The sequence below is a fragment of the Streptomyces sp. HUAS YS2 genome, from assembly GCF_033343995.1.
Lineage (GTDB): Bacteria > Actinomycetota > Actinomycetes > Streptomycetales > Streptomycetaceae > Streptomyces > Streptomyces solicathayae.
Map to the genome: position 1 here is coordinate 6,322,750 of NZ_CP137573.1, position 15,336 is coordinate 6,338,085.

The window sequence follows — 15,336 nt, forward strand, 5'->3', positions numbered from 1 at the left end:
CGGAATGACCGAACCCCTGGTTCCTTTCCAGGAAGTAGTTCTCAAGATCCACAGTCGTTGTGATCTCGCATGTGATCACTGCTACATCTATGAACACGCTGATCAGAGCTGGCGAGCCCGACCCAGGGTGATCTCTGAACAAGCGGTCGCCCGGACTGCTCTGCGACTGGCGGAGCATGCCGAGAAACATGCTCTGACCTCCGTGTCGGTCATCCTGCACGGAGGGGAGCCACTGCTGGCGGGACCCGCGCGACTGCGCGCGGTCTGTGCGGAACTCACCCGGACCGTCGCCCCCGTCACCTCGCTCGACCTGCGGATCCACACCAACGGGATCCAGCTCAGCCCCCGCCATCTGGACATCTTCGACGAGTTCGGCGTGCGGGTCGGCATCTCCCTCGACGGCGACAAGGCCGCCAACGACCGGCACCGGCGCTACGCCGACGGCCGCAGCAGCCACGCCAAGGTCCTCCGGGCCGTCGAGCTCCTGCACCAGGACCGCTACCGGCACCTCGACCTCGGCCTGCTGTGCACCATCGACATCGCGAACGACCCCGTCGCCGTGTACGACGCCCTGCTCGAACTCGACCCGCCCCGGATCGACTTCCTGCTGCCGCACGCCACCTGGGAGCACCCGCCGCCGCGCCCCGAGGGCTCGCCCACCGCGTACGCCGACTGGCTGCTCACCGTCTTCGACCGCTGGGACGCGCAGGGCCGGCCGGTCCCCGTCCGGTTCTTCGAGTCGGTGCTCTCCACCCTCGCCGGCGGCCCCAGCCTGACCGAGTCGCTGGGCCTGGCCCCCACCGACCTCGTCGTGGTCGAGACCGACGGCACACTGGAGCAGGTCGACTCGCTCAAGAGCGCCTACGACGGCGCCGCCGCCACCGGCTTCGACGTCTTCACCCACTCCCTCGACGAGGTCGCCGCCCACCCCGGCGTACGGGCCCGCCAGCTCGGCCTGGCCGGCGTCGCCGACACCTGCCGCTCCTGCCCGGTGGTCCGTTCCTGCGGCGGCGGGCTCTACACCCACCGCTACCGGCCCGACGACACCGGCCGGGACCCGTTCGCCAACCCCTCCGTGTACTGCGCCGACCTGGAGGCGCTGGTCCGCGGGATCGAGGAGCGCGCCGCCCCGGCGCTGGTCGCCCCGGCCGTCGCCGGACCCGCTGCGCTCCCCGTCGAGCAGTACGAGCTCGACCGCGGCCTGCTCGCCGAACTCCACCACGCGCTCGACGGCCGGGGCGGCGAGCCCTGGGCGGAGGCCTGGGAGCTCGCCTGCGCCGTCGAGGCGCGCTCGGACGGCCTCGACGAGATCCTGGTGCACCCGTACACCCGCGGCTGGCTCCTGGACGCCCTGCACGCCCTGCGCGCGGACCGCCCCGACGCGCCCGCGACGGCGCTGCGGCTGGCCCGGTACGTGGCCGCCGCGGCCGTGCGCGGGGGCGTGGAGCTGCCGGTCCGGGTCGGCTACGAGAACGGCGCCCTGATCCTGCCGACGCTCGGCGAACTCGACCTGACCGGCGCCCCCGCCCGCGGCGAGGCCGAGGTGCGGGTGGCCGAGAAGGGCTTCCTCGTCGTGGTGGAAGGCGTCGAGCGCCGGATCGTCCGGCTCGACGAGACCGGTCCCGAATGGCGGCCGGTGCGCAGCCTCGGCCGGGACGGGGCCCCGGACGCGGCGATCGACGACCTCGACCCGTACCGGGACTGCTTCGGCGCGCCCGCGCACCACCGGCTCTCCCTGGAGGAGGCCGCCCGGTGGAGCGGCCGGCTGGCGCGCGCCTGGGCGCTGCTGCGTGAGCGGGTGCCCGGCCAGGCCGAGGAGGCCGCCGCCGCGCTGCACACCCTCACCCCGTTGGCCGGAACCGAGCCGTCCGTCGGCCGGCACGGGTACGGCGCCCTCGGGCTCCCGCTGCGCGGCACCGTGCCGGATCTGGCCAGGGCAGTGCTCGTCGGGTTCCGGCGGGCCAGGCTGCGGGCACTCCTCGAAGTGGCGGACCTCCACGCGCAGGACGGCGTGTGGAGCCACCCCGCGCCCTGGCAGGACACGCCGGTCCCGTACTCCCGGCTGCTCGCCGGGGCGTACGAGCGGGTGGGGCTCGCCGGGTACGAGCCCGGCGACGCACGGCACGCCGAGCACGCGGCGCGGGCGCTCGACACCCTGGAGCGCGCCGCCGAGACGACCGTCAGCGGCAGGGCGCTGCTGGCCGGACTGCGCGAGGAGATGAGCCGTGACTGACGCGGCCGGAGGGCCCCGGGGCGGGCCCGCGGAACGGATCGTCGCCGATCTCGCCCGATTAGGGATCGGGCGGGGCACGACACTGCTGGTGCACGCCTCCCTGTCCCGGACGGGGCTGGAGGCGGACATCGTGCGCGAGGCGCTGCGGAGGGCGCTGGGGCCCGAGGGCACCCTGGTCGTCCCGGCGTTCACCCCGGAGAACTCCGACACCTCGCCGCACTACCGGGCCCGGGTGGCGGGGCTGACACCCGGGCAGGCGGCGGCCGTCCGGGCGGAGATGCCGGCCTTCGACCCACTGCGCACCCCCTGCCCGGGGATGGGCCGGCTGGCCGAGTCGGTGCGCACGGCTCCCGGGGCCGTGCGCAGCGCCCATCCGCAGACCTCGTTCGCGGCGGTCGGCCGGGACGCCGAGGCGCTGATGGCCGGGCATCCGCTGCACAGCCACCTCGGAGAGGAATCGCCGCTCGGCGCGCTCTACCGGGCCGATGCGCGGGTTCTGATGATCAACGTGGATTTCTCCGTCTGCACCGCGTTCCACCTCGCCGAATACCGCACGGGGGCGCCGGAGCGGACGTATCGCTGTGTGGTCCGGGGGGCGGACGGGCCGCAATGGACGGAGTACCGGGACGCCGAACTCGACGACAGCGATTTCGCGGCGGTCGGCGGTTCCTTCCCCTGGCAGCTGGCGCACATCGGGCAACTGGGGGGAACGTTCGCAAGGCTGTTCTCGTTGAGGGATGCGGTCGACCATGCGGTGCTATGGATGACTGAAAAGCGGCGCTGATTGACTGAACGTCATGGGGATGGACCAAGGTCTGCTCCGGAATGATTAATTCGCTCACGTCCTTTCCGAATCGTGGGTGTGGGCCACACAGGACGGGGGTCGTGTGCAAGCGTCATCGCAACAGCGAGCGGCGGACCATCGCCCGTACTTCTTCTTGAGTTACGCGCATACGCCGAGGTACGGACCGGGTGGCCAGGACCCGGACATGTGGGTCGAGAGACTCTTCCGCGATCTGTGCGGCCATGTGATGGCCATGACGGATCTCCCGGCCGGAGCCCCCGCGGGCTTCATGGACCGGGAGATACGCTCCGGCGAGGGCTGGTCGGAGCGGCTGGGTGAGGTCCTGGCCACGTGCCGGGTCTTCGTCCCGCTGTTCTCGCCCCGCTACTTCGCCAGCGAGATGTGCGGCAAGGAGTGGTTCGCCTTCGAACAGCGGACGATCACCCACCACGCCAAGCACAACAAACCGGCCGAGGCGATCGTGCCCGCACTCTGGGTGCCCGTACCGCCCGAGCAACTACCGGGCCCCGCCGAACGGTTGCAGTTCAACCACCGGGCGTTCGGGGACCGCTACTTCACCGACGGGCTCTACGGGCTCATCAAACTCCGGGTGTTCGCGGAGGAGTACGAACGTGCCGTCTACGAACTCGCCAAACGCATCGTCTCGGTGGCGGACTCCGCGGCCGTGGCGCCCACCCGGCCGCTCGACTACCGTCAGGCCCCCAGCGCCTTCGGGGCCAAGGGCAGCGGCGGCCCCCGGCCCATCCAGGTGACCATCGCCGCCCCCACCCGCCACGACCTGCCCCACGGCCGCTCGGCCGACTACTACGGGGAGTCCTCGCACGACTGGAACCCCTACTACCCCGACGCCGCCAGGCCCCTCGCCTACGTCGCCGAGGACCTCGTCCGATCCCTCAACTACCAGGTCAGACTCAGCTCGTTCGACCTGGACAGCGGCATCCTGGACGCCAAACAGCCACCGACCCGCCCCGAGATCCTGATCGTCGACCGCTGGGCGCTGAAGGACGAGAGCAGACGGGAGCGGCTCGCCGCCTTCGACAGCGAGCACCGTCCCTGGGTGAGCGTGATCGTCCCCTGGAACCGGCTGGACCGGCAGAGCATGGAGGAGGAGGCCGAACTGACCGAGATCCTGGCCCGCACCATGCCCGTCAAGATGGGCCAGGGCCGGGCCGCCGGCCGGGCCGCCGCCCGCGGTGTGCCCAGCATGGAGGTCTTCAGCCAACTCCTCCCCCAGGTCGTCGAGACGGCCGCCCAGCAGTACCTCAGGCATGCCACCGTCTACCCGCCCGCCGGTGGCCGGCACACCGAACGCCCCCGGCTGCGTGGCCCGATGCCCAACGACTACGCGATCACCCAGTACACCCCCGACACGCTTCCAGCGCCCGATGCGGAGGACCCGGATGACAGCCAGCCGTGACGGACGCATCGTCACGTTCTACTCGTACAAGGGCGGTACAGGCCGCACCATGGCCATGGCCAACACCGCCTGGATACTCGCCGCCAACGGAAAGCGGGTGCTGGCCGTCGACTGGGACCTGGAGGCGCCGGGTCTGCACCGCTTCTTCCACCCGTTCCTCGACCCGGCCACCCTGGGCGCCACCACCGGTGTCATCGACATGATCACCGAGTACGCCTGGGCCGCCACCAGCCCCGTCGAGCGCCCGGACGACTGGCACCAGGAGTACGCCCGGATCCAGCCGCACGCGGTCTCGCTGCGGCCCGAGGCGCTCGGCTGGGAGTTCCCGGCCGGCGGCACCCTCGACTTCGTCTCCGCGGGCAAGCAGAACCGCGAGTACTCGGCGACCGCCTCCACCTTCGACTGGGACGACTTCTACAACCGGCTCGGCGGCGGGCACTTCTTCGACGCCCTCCGCGAGGACATGAAGGCCAACTACGACTACGTCCTCATCGACAGCCGTACCGGCCTCAGCGACATCGCCGACATCTGCACCGTCCACCTGCCCGACGTCCTGGTCGACTGCTTCACGCTCAGCGACCAGTCCATCGACGGTGCCGCCTCCATAGCCCGGCAGATCCACGAGCAGTACCGCGGCCGGGGCATCAAGATCTACCCGGTGCCGATGCGGATCGACGAGGGCGAGAAGGAGAAGGCCGACGCCGGACGCGCCCTCGCGCGGCTCAAGTTCGACGGCTTCCCCAGCGACCTCACCGGCGACGACCTCACCGCCTACTGGGGCTCGGTGGAGATCCCGTACCGCCCCTACTACGCCTACGAGGAGACCCTCGCTGCGTTCGGCGACGAGGCCGGACTCACCACGTCCCTGCTCTCCGCGTTCGAACGGCTCACCGCCGTCGTCACCGAGGGCGAGATCACCGGCATGCCGCCGGTCGCCGAGGAACCGCGGCTGCGGATCCGGGACGCCTTCACCCGGCGCCGGCCCGCGCTGCCCGCCGACCTGTTCCTGTCGTACGTGGCCGAGAACCGCATGTGGGCCGACTGGATCGAGTCCGTGCTCACCCGGGCCGGCTTCCGCGTGGTCCCGCGCGACGTCTCCGCCGAACCCGGGCCGGACGACGCCCACTCCACCGAACACGCCGCCCGCACCGTCGTGTTGCTGTCCAGCGCCTACCTCAAGTCCACCCGCGCCATGGAGGTGTGGCAGCGCGCCGCGGCCGAGGACTCGGCCGGAAGCCGCCGCCACCTGCTGCCGCTCAGGGTCGGCGACGTCCGGCTCTCCACCCCGTACATCGACCGCAACCCGGTCGACCTGTACCGGCTCGACGAGTCCCACGCCACCAGCGCCCTGCTGCGGGCCCTGGAGCGGCCCGTCAACCTGCCCGACGGCGTCGCGCCCGGACCGCGGTTCCCCGGCACCGTCCCCAAGATCTGGAACGCGCCGCCCCGGAACTCCGGCTTCACCGGCCGCTCCGTCGTCCTGGAGCGGATGCGCGACCAGCTCGGCGCCGGCATGGCCGTCGTGCTGCCGCAGCCGCAGACCCTGTACGGCCTCGGCGGCGTCGGCAAGACCCAGGTGGCCCTGGAGTACGTGCACCGGTTCATGGCGGACTACGACCTGGTCTGGTGGATCTCCGCCGAGCAGACCGACGACGTCGTGGCCGGCCTCGCCGAACTCGCCGGCCGGCTCGGCGCCCAGGGCGGCGACGACATGGCCGCCGCCTCCCAGGAGGCCATCGACCTGCTGCGTCGCGGCGTGCCGTCCAACCGCTGGCTGCTGGTCTTCGACAACGCCGACGACCCCGACCAGCTCACCCGGTACTTCCCGACCGGCGGCCACATCCTGGTCACCTCCCGCAACCAGAGCTGGAGCCAGCACGGCAACGCGCTGCCCGTCGACGTCTTCCTGCGCGAGGAGTCCGTCGAGCACCTGAGGCGGCGCGCGCCCGGACTCAGCGCCGACGACGCCGACCGGGTCGCGGGCGCGGTCGGCGACCTGCCGCTCGCCGTCGAACAGGCCGCGGCCTGGATCGCGGAGACCGCCACCCCGGTCTCCTCCTACCTGGAGCAACTGGAGCAGCAGGCGCCCCGCGCCCTCGCCCTCAACCAGCCCGTCGGTTACCCCGAACCGGTCGCCGCCACCTGGAACGTCTCCATCGAGCGGCTCAAGCAGCGCTCGCCCGCGGCCGTCCGGCTGCTCCAGCTCTGCGCCTTCTTCGCGCCCGAGCCGATCCACGCCAACCTGCTCTACAGCAAGGAGATGATCGAGGCCCTCAAGCCCTACGACCCCTCCCTGCAGGAGAAGCTGGTCCTCGGCCGGGTGATCCGGGAGATCGGCCGGTTCGCCCTCGCCAAGGTCGACCAGGTCTCCAACTCCATCCAGGTGCACCGCCTCGTCCAGGCCGTGATCCGGTCCCAGCTCAGCGAGGAGGAGCAGCGGGACGCCCGGCACGCCGTGCACCGCATCCTCGCCGGCGCCCGGCCGGACGACGACGAGCCGATCGACAACCCGGACACCTGGCCGCGGTTCAACAACATCTGGCCGCACCTCGGCCCGTCCGAGGCCCGCTACTGCAAGGACTCGGAGACCCGGCGGCTGCTCATCGACCGCGTCCGCTACCTGTGGAAGCGCGGTGACGTGCGGACCGCGTTCGCGCTCGCCAGCGATCTGCGCGAGGCCTGGCGGGACATGCTCGGCAACGACGACCTCCAGTACCTCTACCTGCGCTTCCACCTCTCCAACATCCTGCGTACGCAGGGCCGTTTCGTGGAGGCGCGGGAGCTGGGCGAGGAGACGCTGCTGCGGCAGCGGACCGTGCTGGGCGACTCGCACCCGCACACGTACATGACCACCAGTGGTCTCGCCATGGACCTCGGCGCGCTCGGCCAGTACGGCAGGGCGATGGAACTGGCCACCGAGGCGCACGAGGGCTTCAGCGAGATCTTCCACGACTCCCACCCGAGGACGCTGGCCGCGGCCAACAACCTGGCGCTCAACCTGCGCATGGTCGGGCAGTACGCCCGGGCCCGCGAGATCGACCAGGAGGTGTTCGACCGGCGCTCCGAGGTGCTCGGCGCCGAGCACCCGTACACCCTCTCCTCGGCCACCTCGCTCGCCCGCGACCTGCGCGAGGTCGGCCGCTACGAGGACTCGGTCAACCTGCTCAGCCGCACCTACGACGTCTACAAGGAGACCCTGGGCCGGACGTTCCCCGGCACCCTGGCGGCCGCCAAGTCGCTCGCGGTGTCGCTGCGCCGGGCCGACCAGGTCGAGGACGCCCGCCGGCTGACCACGGCCACCCGCACCCGGTACCGGGAGAAGTACACCCAGGCCAACCCGGACACCCTCGCCTGCGACCTGAACCTGGCCGCCGACCTGTTCGCGTCCGGCGAGCCGGTCGCGGCCCGCGACATGGCGCAGGAGGTCGTGGACCAGTACATGAAGGTGCCGGGGGAGCGGCACCCGTACACCCTGGCCGCGGTCAACAACCTCGGCATCTACCAGTGGGGCTGCGGGGCCCCGGAGATCGCCGAGCAGCTGCTGCAGAGCGCGCTGCGCACGCTGAGCGAGGTGCTCGGCGAGCAGCATCCGCACGTCCTGTTCTGCACGGTCAACCTCGCCAACGCCAAGGCGGACCTCGGGGAGCTGGACCAGACCCTGGAGATCGAGCGGCGTGCCGTGGCCGGGCTCCGCGAGGCGCTCGGCTCGCTGCACCCCGAGGTGCTGGCGGTCTCCTCCAACATGGCGGTGACCCTGGGGGCGCTCGGCCGCAAGGACGAGGCGGCGCGGCTGCGCAACGAGACCGCGGACGAGCTGGCGCGGCAGCTGGGTGAGGAGCACTCGCTCACCCGGGTGGCGCGCGAGGAGCGGCGGGCGCACCGCGACCTGGAGCCGCTGGCGATGTGACGGACGGGGCTCCCGGCCGGATGTCCGGCCGGGAGCCCCGGTCCACCGTTCACGGGCGGCGGTTCGCCGCGGGGTTCACCGCTCCAGGAGCCAGGTGAGCACCCGGGGCAGCGCGTGCAGGGCGTCGAAGTGGGCGGCGGCCGGTTCCAGGACCGCCGTGGCCCCCGGGATGCGCTCGGCGAGCCAGCGGGAGTGGCCCACCGGCGAGAACACGTCCTGCTCGCCGTGCCAGAGCATCACCTCGCCCGGGATGTCCGCCGGGTCGAAGCCCCAGGGACTGCAGAAGGCGAGCGCGTCGTCGATCCAGCCGTACGCCGAGGTCCGCAGCGCCTCCTGGTAGTTGCGCAGCAGCATGGAGCGGACGCCGGCGTCGGAGACGACCATCCGGTCCGGTTCGGTGAGCTCCCGGCGAAGGTCGTCGAGGAGCCGTATCGGGTCCTTGCGGATCTCGTCGGCGCGCGGGGTGAGCCGGGCGGCCACCCCGCCCGGGTCCTGGGAGGCTTTGGTGTACTCCCGGACGTTGGAGGCGGCCATGCCCTCGAACCAGTCGAGCCCGTCCGCGTCCTTCGGGGCCAGTGCCACCAGTGCGGCGGTCCGGGTCACCCGCTCCGGGATCAGCGCCGCGCAGGCCAGGGCGTGCGGGGCGCCGCCGGAACGGCCGACCACCGCGAACCGCTCCAGGCCGAGCTCGTCGGCGATCGCCGTCACGTCGTGGACCACGTCACCGACGCTGCGCCCCTCCAGCCGGTCCGACCCCCCGTACCCGGGGCGGTCGTACGCGATCAGCTGCATCCCGCGCTGGTACAGCACCATGCCGCGCGGCGCCGGACCGAGCCGGCTTCCCGGGGTGCCGTGGAGCAGGAACACCGGACTGCCCTGCGGGTCCCCGAGCCGTTCCACCATCAGATGGCGACCGTCCGACACGCGCATTCGCCCTCGCAACCCGCCGCCTCCTCAGTCGTGCACGCCTCTACAGGAACCGACCTCCCCCATTCCCGCTCGGGGTACTGATCATCCCTCGAACCGCCTCTCCGCGCGGATGTACGAGGCGCGTTCGGGAGCATTGGGGGGCGCGGCCGAGAGCGCCGGGCCGTTGCGTACCAGGGCGTCGATCTCGTCCTTGCGGCGTAGGGACGAGAAGACCAGCGTGATGACGGCGCCCGCACCGGCCCACAGCGTGAGCACGAACAGCGGGGTGGCGACCGCGTTGCCGCGGAAGTACGCGATGGAGCGGGCCACCCAGGTCGCCGAGCCGGGCGGGAGGCCCGGGCCGATGGTCCGCCAGAAGTCGGGGAGCAGCGGGAGCGGGTAGGCGCCGCCCGCGCTCGGGTTGCCGGCGATCACGACGAACAGGATCGCCAGGCCGATGCCGACGATGCCGAAGACCGCCTGGAGGGCGAGGGTGGCGGCGCCGACCGCGAAGACGGTGAGCGCGCCGAGCCCCCACAGGGAGGGCACGCTGCCGGGCAGCGCGCCCAGGATCGGGCCGACGATCAGGGCGCCCAGCAGGCCGGTGACGATCGCGTACGCCGCCATGACCAGCAGCCGGATCGCGGCGCGCTCCCGGTTGGCGGGCCGGGCGCCGGCGCTGATCGCCAGCACCGCGGCGCACAGGTAGCCGCCCACGCACCAGCCGACGACCAGGTAGAACGAGGACAGGCCGCCGGCGTCCTGGTTCGAGACGGGCGCCACGTCGTCGAGCCGCAGGGTGCGCTGCTGCTCCTTGGCGACCTCCTCGAAGATCCGGGTGATCGCCTGGGTCTCGGAGGTGCCCTGACCCGACGCGATCATGAGGGTGTCGGTGGTGGAGCGCGGGTCCACCACGAGCGCGGCGTCGATGTCCCGGTTCAGCATCTGGTCGCGGGCGACCCGCTCGTCGGCGAGCGTGCGCGGGTCCAGCGGGGAGCCGGGCAGCCGGTCGAGGCGGTCGGCGAGCGGCGCGGCGAGCTGGTCGGGGGCGACCACGGCGACCGGGATGTCCTTCGGCTTCGGATGATGCAGGGCGCCCACGTAGGACGTTATGAACAGCAGCTGCAGCGCGAGCACCCCGAGGACCAGCAGGGCGGCCCGGGGGGACACGGCGTTCTTCACCTCGTCGACGAAACTCATGCCCTCCACGCTCCGGGGCCGCCGGGGTCCGTGCAGGCGGGGCGGGGCCGAATGGCGGAGCGAACGGACCCGCCGTCGCATCTCGCACATGCGTTCGAACTTTGGTCTATGGTGGAGGAGGGGAGGTGATGAACGGATCGATCAGGAGGTGCGGGTGCCCGGTTTCACGCATCTGCGCACCGTGTCGGGCTTCTCCCTGCGCTACGGGGCCTCGCACCCCGACCGGCTGGCCGAGCGCGCCGCCGAGCGGGGCATGGACGCGCTCGCCCTGACCGACCGCGACTCGCTCGCCGGCACGGTCCGGTTCGTCAAGGCGTGCGAGGCGGCGGGCGTCCGTCCGCTGTTCGGCACCGACCTGGCGGTCGGCGGGGCGGCCGACGCGGCGCCGGGCCGGCCGGAACCCGGAGCGCGGCAGACCTCGGCGCGGCGCGTTCCCGTGCGCGGCGGGGCCTTCCTCGACGAGTCCGCGCCCCGCGCCGTCTTCCTCGCCCGCTCCCGCACCGGCTGGGCCGACCTCTGCCGCCTGGTCACGGCCGCCCACGCGGGGACCGGGCCGGTACCGGCGGGCGACGGTGGCGCCGCCCGCGCCACCGCCGCCGCACCCCGCTCCGCCGGCGGCCCCGGGCCGCTGCTGTCCTGGGACGCCAACCACGGCGACGGGCTGACCGTCCTGCTCGGGCCCGACTCCGAGGTCGGCCGCGCCCTCGCGGCCGGCCGCCCCGACCGGGCCGCCCGGCTGCTCGCCCCCTGGCTGGAGCGGTACGGCGACGCGCTGCGCCTGGAGGTCGTCCACCACGGCCGCGACGGCACCGGCCCCGGCTCGCTGCGCCAGGCCGCCCGTACCCTCGGCCTCGCCGCCGACCAGGGCGTACGGGCCGTGCTCAGCAACGCCGTCCGGTACGCCGACCCCGGCCAGGGGCCGGTCGCCGACGTCCTCGACGCGGCCCGCCGGCTCGTCCCCGTCACCGCACTCGGCGGCCTCGACAGCGGCGAACGCTGGCTCAAGGACGCCGACGCCATGCACCGGATCGCCGAGCGGGTCGCCGAGGCGGCCGGCTTCCGTCGCGAGGCCGCGCACCGGCTGCTCGCCGCCACCGAGGAGACCGCCGCGGACTGCCTCGTCGACCCCGAGGACGACCTCGGCATGGGCTCCGCGCACTTCCCCGAGCCGTACCTCGTCGGCGCCGCGGACCGCACCGCGCAGCGCGTCCTGGCCTCCCGGGCCGCCGCCGGAATGGTGCGACGCGGCTACGAGGGCCGCCGCGCGTACTGGGACCGGATGCACCGAGAGCTGGACATCATCGCCCACCACGGCTTCGCCACCTACTTCCTGACGGTCGCTCAAGTCGTGGACGACGTCCGGGGGATGGGCATCCGGGTGGCCGCCCGCGGCTCCGGCGCCGGCTCCCTCGTCAACCACCTCCTCGGCATCGCGCACGCCGACCCGGTCGAGCACGGCCTGCTGATGGAGCGCTTCCTGTCCAAACGCCGCACCGCGCTGCCGGACATCGACGTCGACGTCGAGTCCGCCCGCCGCCTGGAGGTCTACCGCGCGATCATCGACCGGTTCGGCGCCGAGCGTGTCGCCACCGTCTCCATGCCGGAGACCTACCGGGTGCGTCACGCCGTACGGGACGTGGGCGCCGCCCTGTCGATGGACCCGGCCGACATCGACCGGATCGCCAAGTCCTTCCCGCACATCCGGGCCCGGGACGCCCTCGCCGCCCTCGACGAACTGCCCGAACTGCGCGCGCTCGCGGGCGAGAAGCAGCGCTACGGCAAGCTCTGGGAGCTCGTCGAGGGGCTCGACGCGCTGCCCCGCGGCATCGCCATGCACCCCTGTGGGGTGCTGCTCTCGGACGCCTCGCTGCTCACCCGTACCCCCGTGATGCCCACCAGCGGCGAGGGGTTCCCGATGTCCCAGTTCGACAAGGAGGACGTGGAGGACCTCGGGCTGCTCAAGCTGGACGTGCTCGGCGTGCGGATGCAGTCCGCGATGGCGCACGCCGTCGCCGAGATCGAACGGGCCGCCGGCGAACGCGTCGACATCGACGCGATCCCGCCGGGCGACCCCGCGACGTACCGGCTCATCCGGTCCGCCGAGACGCTCGGCTGCTTCCAGATCGAGTCGCCCGGCCAGCGGGACCTGGTCGGCAGGCTCCAGCCGGCGACCTTCCACGACCTCGTCGTCGACATCTCGCTCTTCCGGCCGGGACCGGTCGCCGCCGACATGGTGCGCCCCTTCATCGAGGCCCGGCACGGCCGGACGCCCGCCCGCTACCCGCACCCCGACCTGGAGGAGGCGCTGAGGGAGACCTACGGCGTGGTCGTCTTCCACGAGCAGATCATCCGCATCGTCAGCATCATGACCGGCTGCGGCCGGGACGAGGCCGACCAGGTGCGGCGCGGGCTCTCCCACCCCGAGTCGCAGGCCCGGATCAAGGTCTGGTTCGCCCAGCAGGCCGAGCGGCGCGGCTACGACTACGAGGTCATCGCCCACACCTGGGAGATCGTCGAGGCCTTCGGCTCGTACGGCTTCTGCAAGGCGCACGCCGTCGCCTTCGCCGTCCCCACGTACCAGTCCGCCTGGCTCAAGGCGCACCACCCGGCGGCCTTCTACGCCGGGCTGCTCACCCACGACCCCGGCATGTACCCGAAGCGGCTGCTGCTCGCGGACGCACGGCGGCGCGGGGTGCCGGTGCTGCCGTTGGACGTGAACCGGTCCGGGGCCGCACACAGAATCGAACTGGTGTCCGGTGGTGAGGGTGGGCCGGAGCGGTGGGGGCTGCGGCTCGCGCTCTGCGACGTGCACGGCATCAGCGAGGCGGAGACCGTCCGGATCGAGGCCGGCCAGCCGTACGCCTCCCTGCTCGACTTCTGGGAGCGGGCCCGGCCGCGCCGCCCGATCGCCGAACGCCTCGCACAGGTGGGGGCGTTGGACGCGTTCGGGGCCAACCGCCGTGACCTGCTGCTGCACCTCTCCGAACTCCACCGCGTCCAGCGCGGCGCGGCCTCCTACGGCGGTCAGCTCCCGCTCGCGCACGGCCGGAAGACCGCCCCCGTCGGCCTGCCGGACCTCGACGAGTCGGAGCGGCTCAGCGCCGAGCTGGGCGTGCTCGGCATGGACGCCTCGCGCCACCTCATGAGCGACCACCACGGCTTCCTGCGCGAACTCGGCGTGGTCTCCGCCCAGCAGCTGCGGGCCGCCGCACACGGCCGTACCGTGCTGGTCGCGGGCGCCAAGGCGGCCACCCAGACCCCGCCGATCCGGTCCGGCAAGCGGGTGATCTTCTCCACCCTGGACGACGGCACCGGCCTGGTCGACCTCGCCTTCTTCGACGACTCCCACGACGCCTGCGCCCACACCGTGTTCCACTCCTGGCTGCTGCTCGTCCGGGGCGTCGTGCAGCGGCGCGGGCCGCGCAGCGTCAGCGTGGTCGGCGCGGCGGCCTGGGACCTCGCGGAACTGGTCGAACTGCGCCGCGAGGGCGGCCTCGACGCGGTGGCGGCGCGGCTGGCGGAGCCGCAGCAGCCGGCGGCCGAGGACGGGGAGCGGGCCGACGACGGACGCCGGATCCGGATGTCCACCGGGTACGAGATGAACCCGTGGGCCGACCTCAGGCCGGCCGGCGAGGGCGCGGCGACGCCGCCGAAGAAGCTGTGGCACTCGAGTCCGGGGAGCGCGGGATGATCCTCTGCGTACGGCTCCGAACCGACGCCACCGACGCGGAACTTCCCCGCCTGGTGCGGCTGTTGAGCGAGTTCACCCCGATCGTGCAGGCGGTGCCGCCCGGCGAGGCGCTCGCCGACGTGCGCGGCGCGCTGCGCTACTTCGGCTGGACCGCGGCCGAACTCGCCTCGGTGGTGCGGGTGAGGGCGCTCGCCCTGTACGGCATGGAGTGCGTCATCGGTGTCGGCCCCACCCCGATGGCGGCCCGCACGGCCGCCCGCGAGGCCCGGCCCGGCACCACCCTGCTCGTCGAGGACACGGCCGCCTTCCTGCGCGACCGCCCGGTCGCCGCGCTCGACGGGGTCGGCCGCACCACCGCCCGTACCCTGTGCGGCTACGGACTCGACACCGTCGGCCGGGTCGCCGACGCCCCGCTCGCCGTGCTCCAGCGGCTGGTCGGCGCGCGCACCGGGCGCGAACTGTGGGAGCGGGCCCGGGGGATCGACCGCAGCGCCGTCGTACCGAACGCGGCCGCGCGCTCGACGGCGGCCGAACGTACCTTCTCCCGCGACGAGTTGGACCCGGCCGAACACCGCAGGGCGGTGCTCGCGCTGACCGAGGAGCTGGGCGCCCGGATGCGGGCGGAGCACCAGGTCTGCCGGGCGCTCGTGGTGACCGTGCGGTACGCGGACCGGACGGTGACGAGCCGGACGCGCACCCTGCGCGAGCCGACCGCGCACACGGCGGCCCTCACGGACGCGGCGTACGCGGTGCTGGCGTCGTTCGGCCTGCAGCGGGCCCGGGTGCGGGGCATCGCGCTGCGCGCGGAGGGGCTCGGGCCGGCGGAGGGGGCGGCGCACCAGCTGACCTTCGACCCGGTGGACGAGAAGGTCCGGCGGATCGAGGCGGTGGCCGACCGGGCGCGGGCGAAGTACGGGCCGCGGGCGGTTCTGCCGGGCTCGCTGGCGCGGCGGAAGCCGGGGGCCGACGCGGCCTGACAGGCGAGCCGGCGCAGCCTGTCAGCCCGGGGCGATGGCTCTGACGGCCGGCCGATCACTCCTTATTGACGAGAAGTCACTTTTTACCGACGCGTAACTTCCCAGTCGACGCTACCCGTGCGTAGCTTGGCATGAGCAGAGCATCCCCACTTGTGGTCCGGGCCGCAGGGCTCCTGCCGTCGTTCGTTCCTGATTTC

General features: G+C 73.1%; 8 protein-coding genes. 6 read left to right on the forward strand and 2 right to left on the reverse strand.

Annotation, left to right across the window (positions count from 1 at the left end; genetic code table 11):
- The first annotated feature begins 4 nt into the window (after nucleotides 1-4).
- The 4 genes from fxsBH (at nucleotide 5) to fxsT (ending at nucleotide 8,362) form a co-directional block, all read left to right on the forward strand.
- Nucleotides 5-2,233, forward strand: a complete 2,229-nt coding sequence (fxsBH, locus tag R2D22_RS29295; protein ID WP_318107703.1) for a radical SAM/SPASM protein FxsBH, inactivated beta-hydroxylase extension form — start codon at nucleotides 5-7, stop codon at nucleotides 2,231-2,233.
- Entirely contained in the window at nucleotides 2,226-3,017 is a 792-nt protein-coding gene (locus R2D22_RS29300; RefSeq protein WP_411977094.1) for an AAC(3) family N-acetyltransferase, read from the forward strand. The genes fxsBH and R2D22_RS29300 overlap by 8 nt, the downstream gene beginning before the upstream one ends.
- Nucleotides 3,018-3,120: 103 nt before the next feature.
- A complete protein-coding gene (locus R2D22_RS29305; RefSeq protein ID WP_318107704.1) occupies nucleotides 3,121-4,455 on the forward strand; it encodes a TIR-like protein FxsC in 1,335 nt (444 codons plus the stop codon).
- Nucleotides 4,439-8,362, forward strand: a complete 3,924-nt coding sequence (gene fxsT / locus R2D22_RS29310; protein WP_318107705.1) for an FxSxx-COOH system tetratricopeptide repeat protein — start codon at nucleotides 4,439-4,441, stop codon at nucleotides 8,360-8,362. Before R2D22_RS29305 ends, fxsT begins: the two co-directional genes overlap by 17 nt.
- Nucleotides 8,363-8,437: 75 nt before the next feature.
- On the opposite strand, the gene R2D22_RS29315 is transcribed toward fxsT, so the two are convergent.
- Nucleotides 8,438-9,292, reverse strand: a complete 855-nt coding sequence (locus R2D22_RS29315; RefSeq protein WP_318107706.1) for an alpha/beta fold hydrolase — start codon at nucleotides 9,290-9,292, stop codon at nucleotides 8,438-8,440.
- 81 nt (nucleotides 9,293-9,373) lie between these two features.
- Entirely contained in the window at nucleotides 9,374-10,471 is a 1,098-nt protein-coding gene (locus R2D22_RS29320; RefSeq protein ID WP_318107707.1) for a DUF3533 domain-containing protein, read from the reverse strand.
- 154 nt (nucleotides 10,472-10,625) lie between these two features.
- On the opposite strand from R2D22_RS29320, the gene R2D22_RS29325 reads away from it, so the two are divergent.
- Entirely contained in the window at nucleotides 10,626-14,162 is a 3,537-nt protein-coding gene (locus R2D22_RS29325; protein WP_318107708.1) for a DNA polymerase III subunit alpha, read from the forward strand.
- Nucleotides 14,159-15,139 carry a DNA polymerase Y family protein gene (locus R2D22_RS29330; protein WP_318110064.1) on the forward strand — a complete coding sequence of 327 codons (981 nt, stop codon included), beginning with the start codon at nucleotides 14,159-14,161 and terminating at the stop codon, nucleotides 15,137-15,139. Before R2D22_RS29325 ends, R2D22_RS29330 begins: the two co-directional genes overlap by 4 nt.
- Nucleotides 15,140-15,336: the final 197 nt, after the last annotated feature.

Excerpts from the sequence above, each read along its gene's own strand:
- R2D22_RS29315 (WP_318107706.1), bottom strand. The coding sequence starts at position 9,292 with ATGCGCGTGTCGGACGGTCGCCATCTGATGGTGGAACGGCTCGGGGAC.
- fxsT (WP_318107705.1), top strand. The coding sequence starts at position 4,439 with ATGACAGCCAGCCGTGACGGACGCATCGTCACGTTCTACTCGTACAAG.
- fxsBH (WP_318107703.1), top strand. The coding sequence starts at position 5 with ATGACCGAACCCCTGGTTCCTTTCCAGGAAGTAGTTCTCAAGATCCAC.
- R2D22_RS29330 (WP_318110064.1), top strand. The coding sequence starts at position 14,159 with ATGATCCTCTGCGTACGGCTCCGAACCGACGCCACCGACGCGGAACTT.
- R2D22_RS29320 (WP_318107707.1), bottom strand. The coding sequence starts at position 10,471 with ATGAGTTTCGTCGACGAGGTGAAGAACGCCGTGTCCCCCCGGGCCGCC.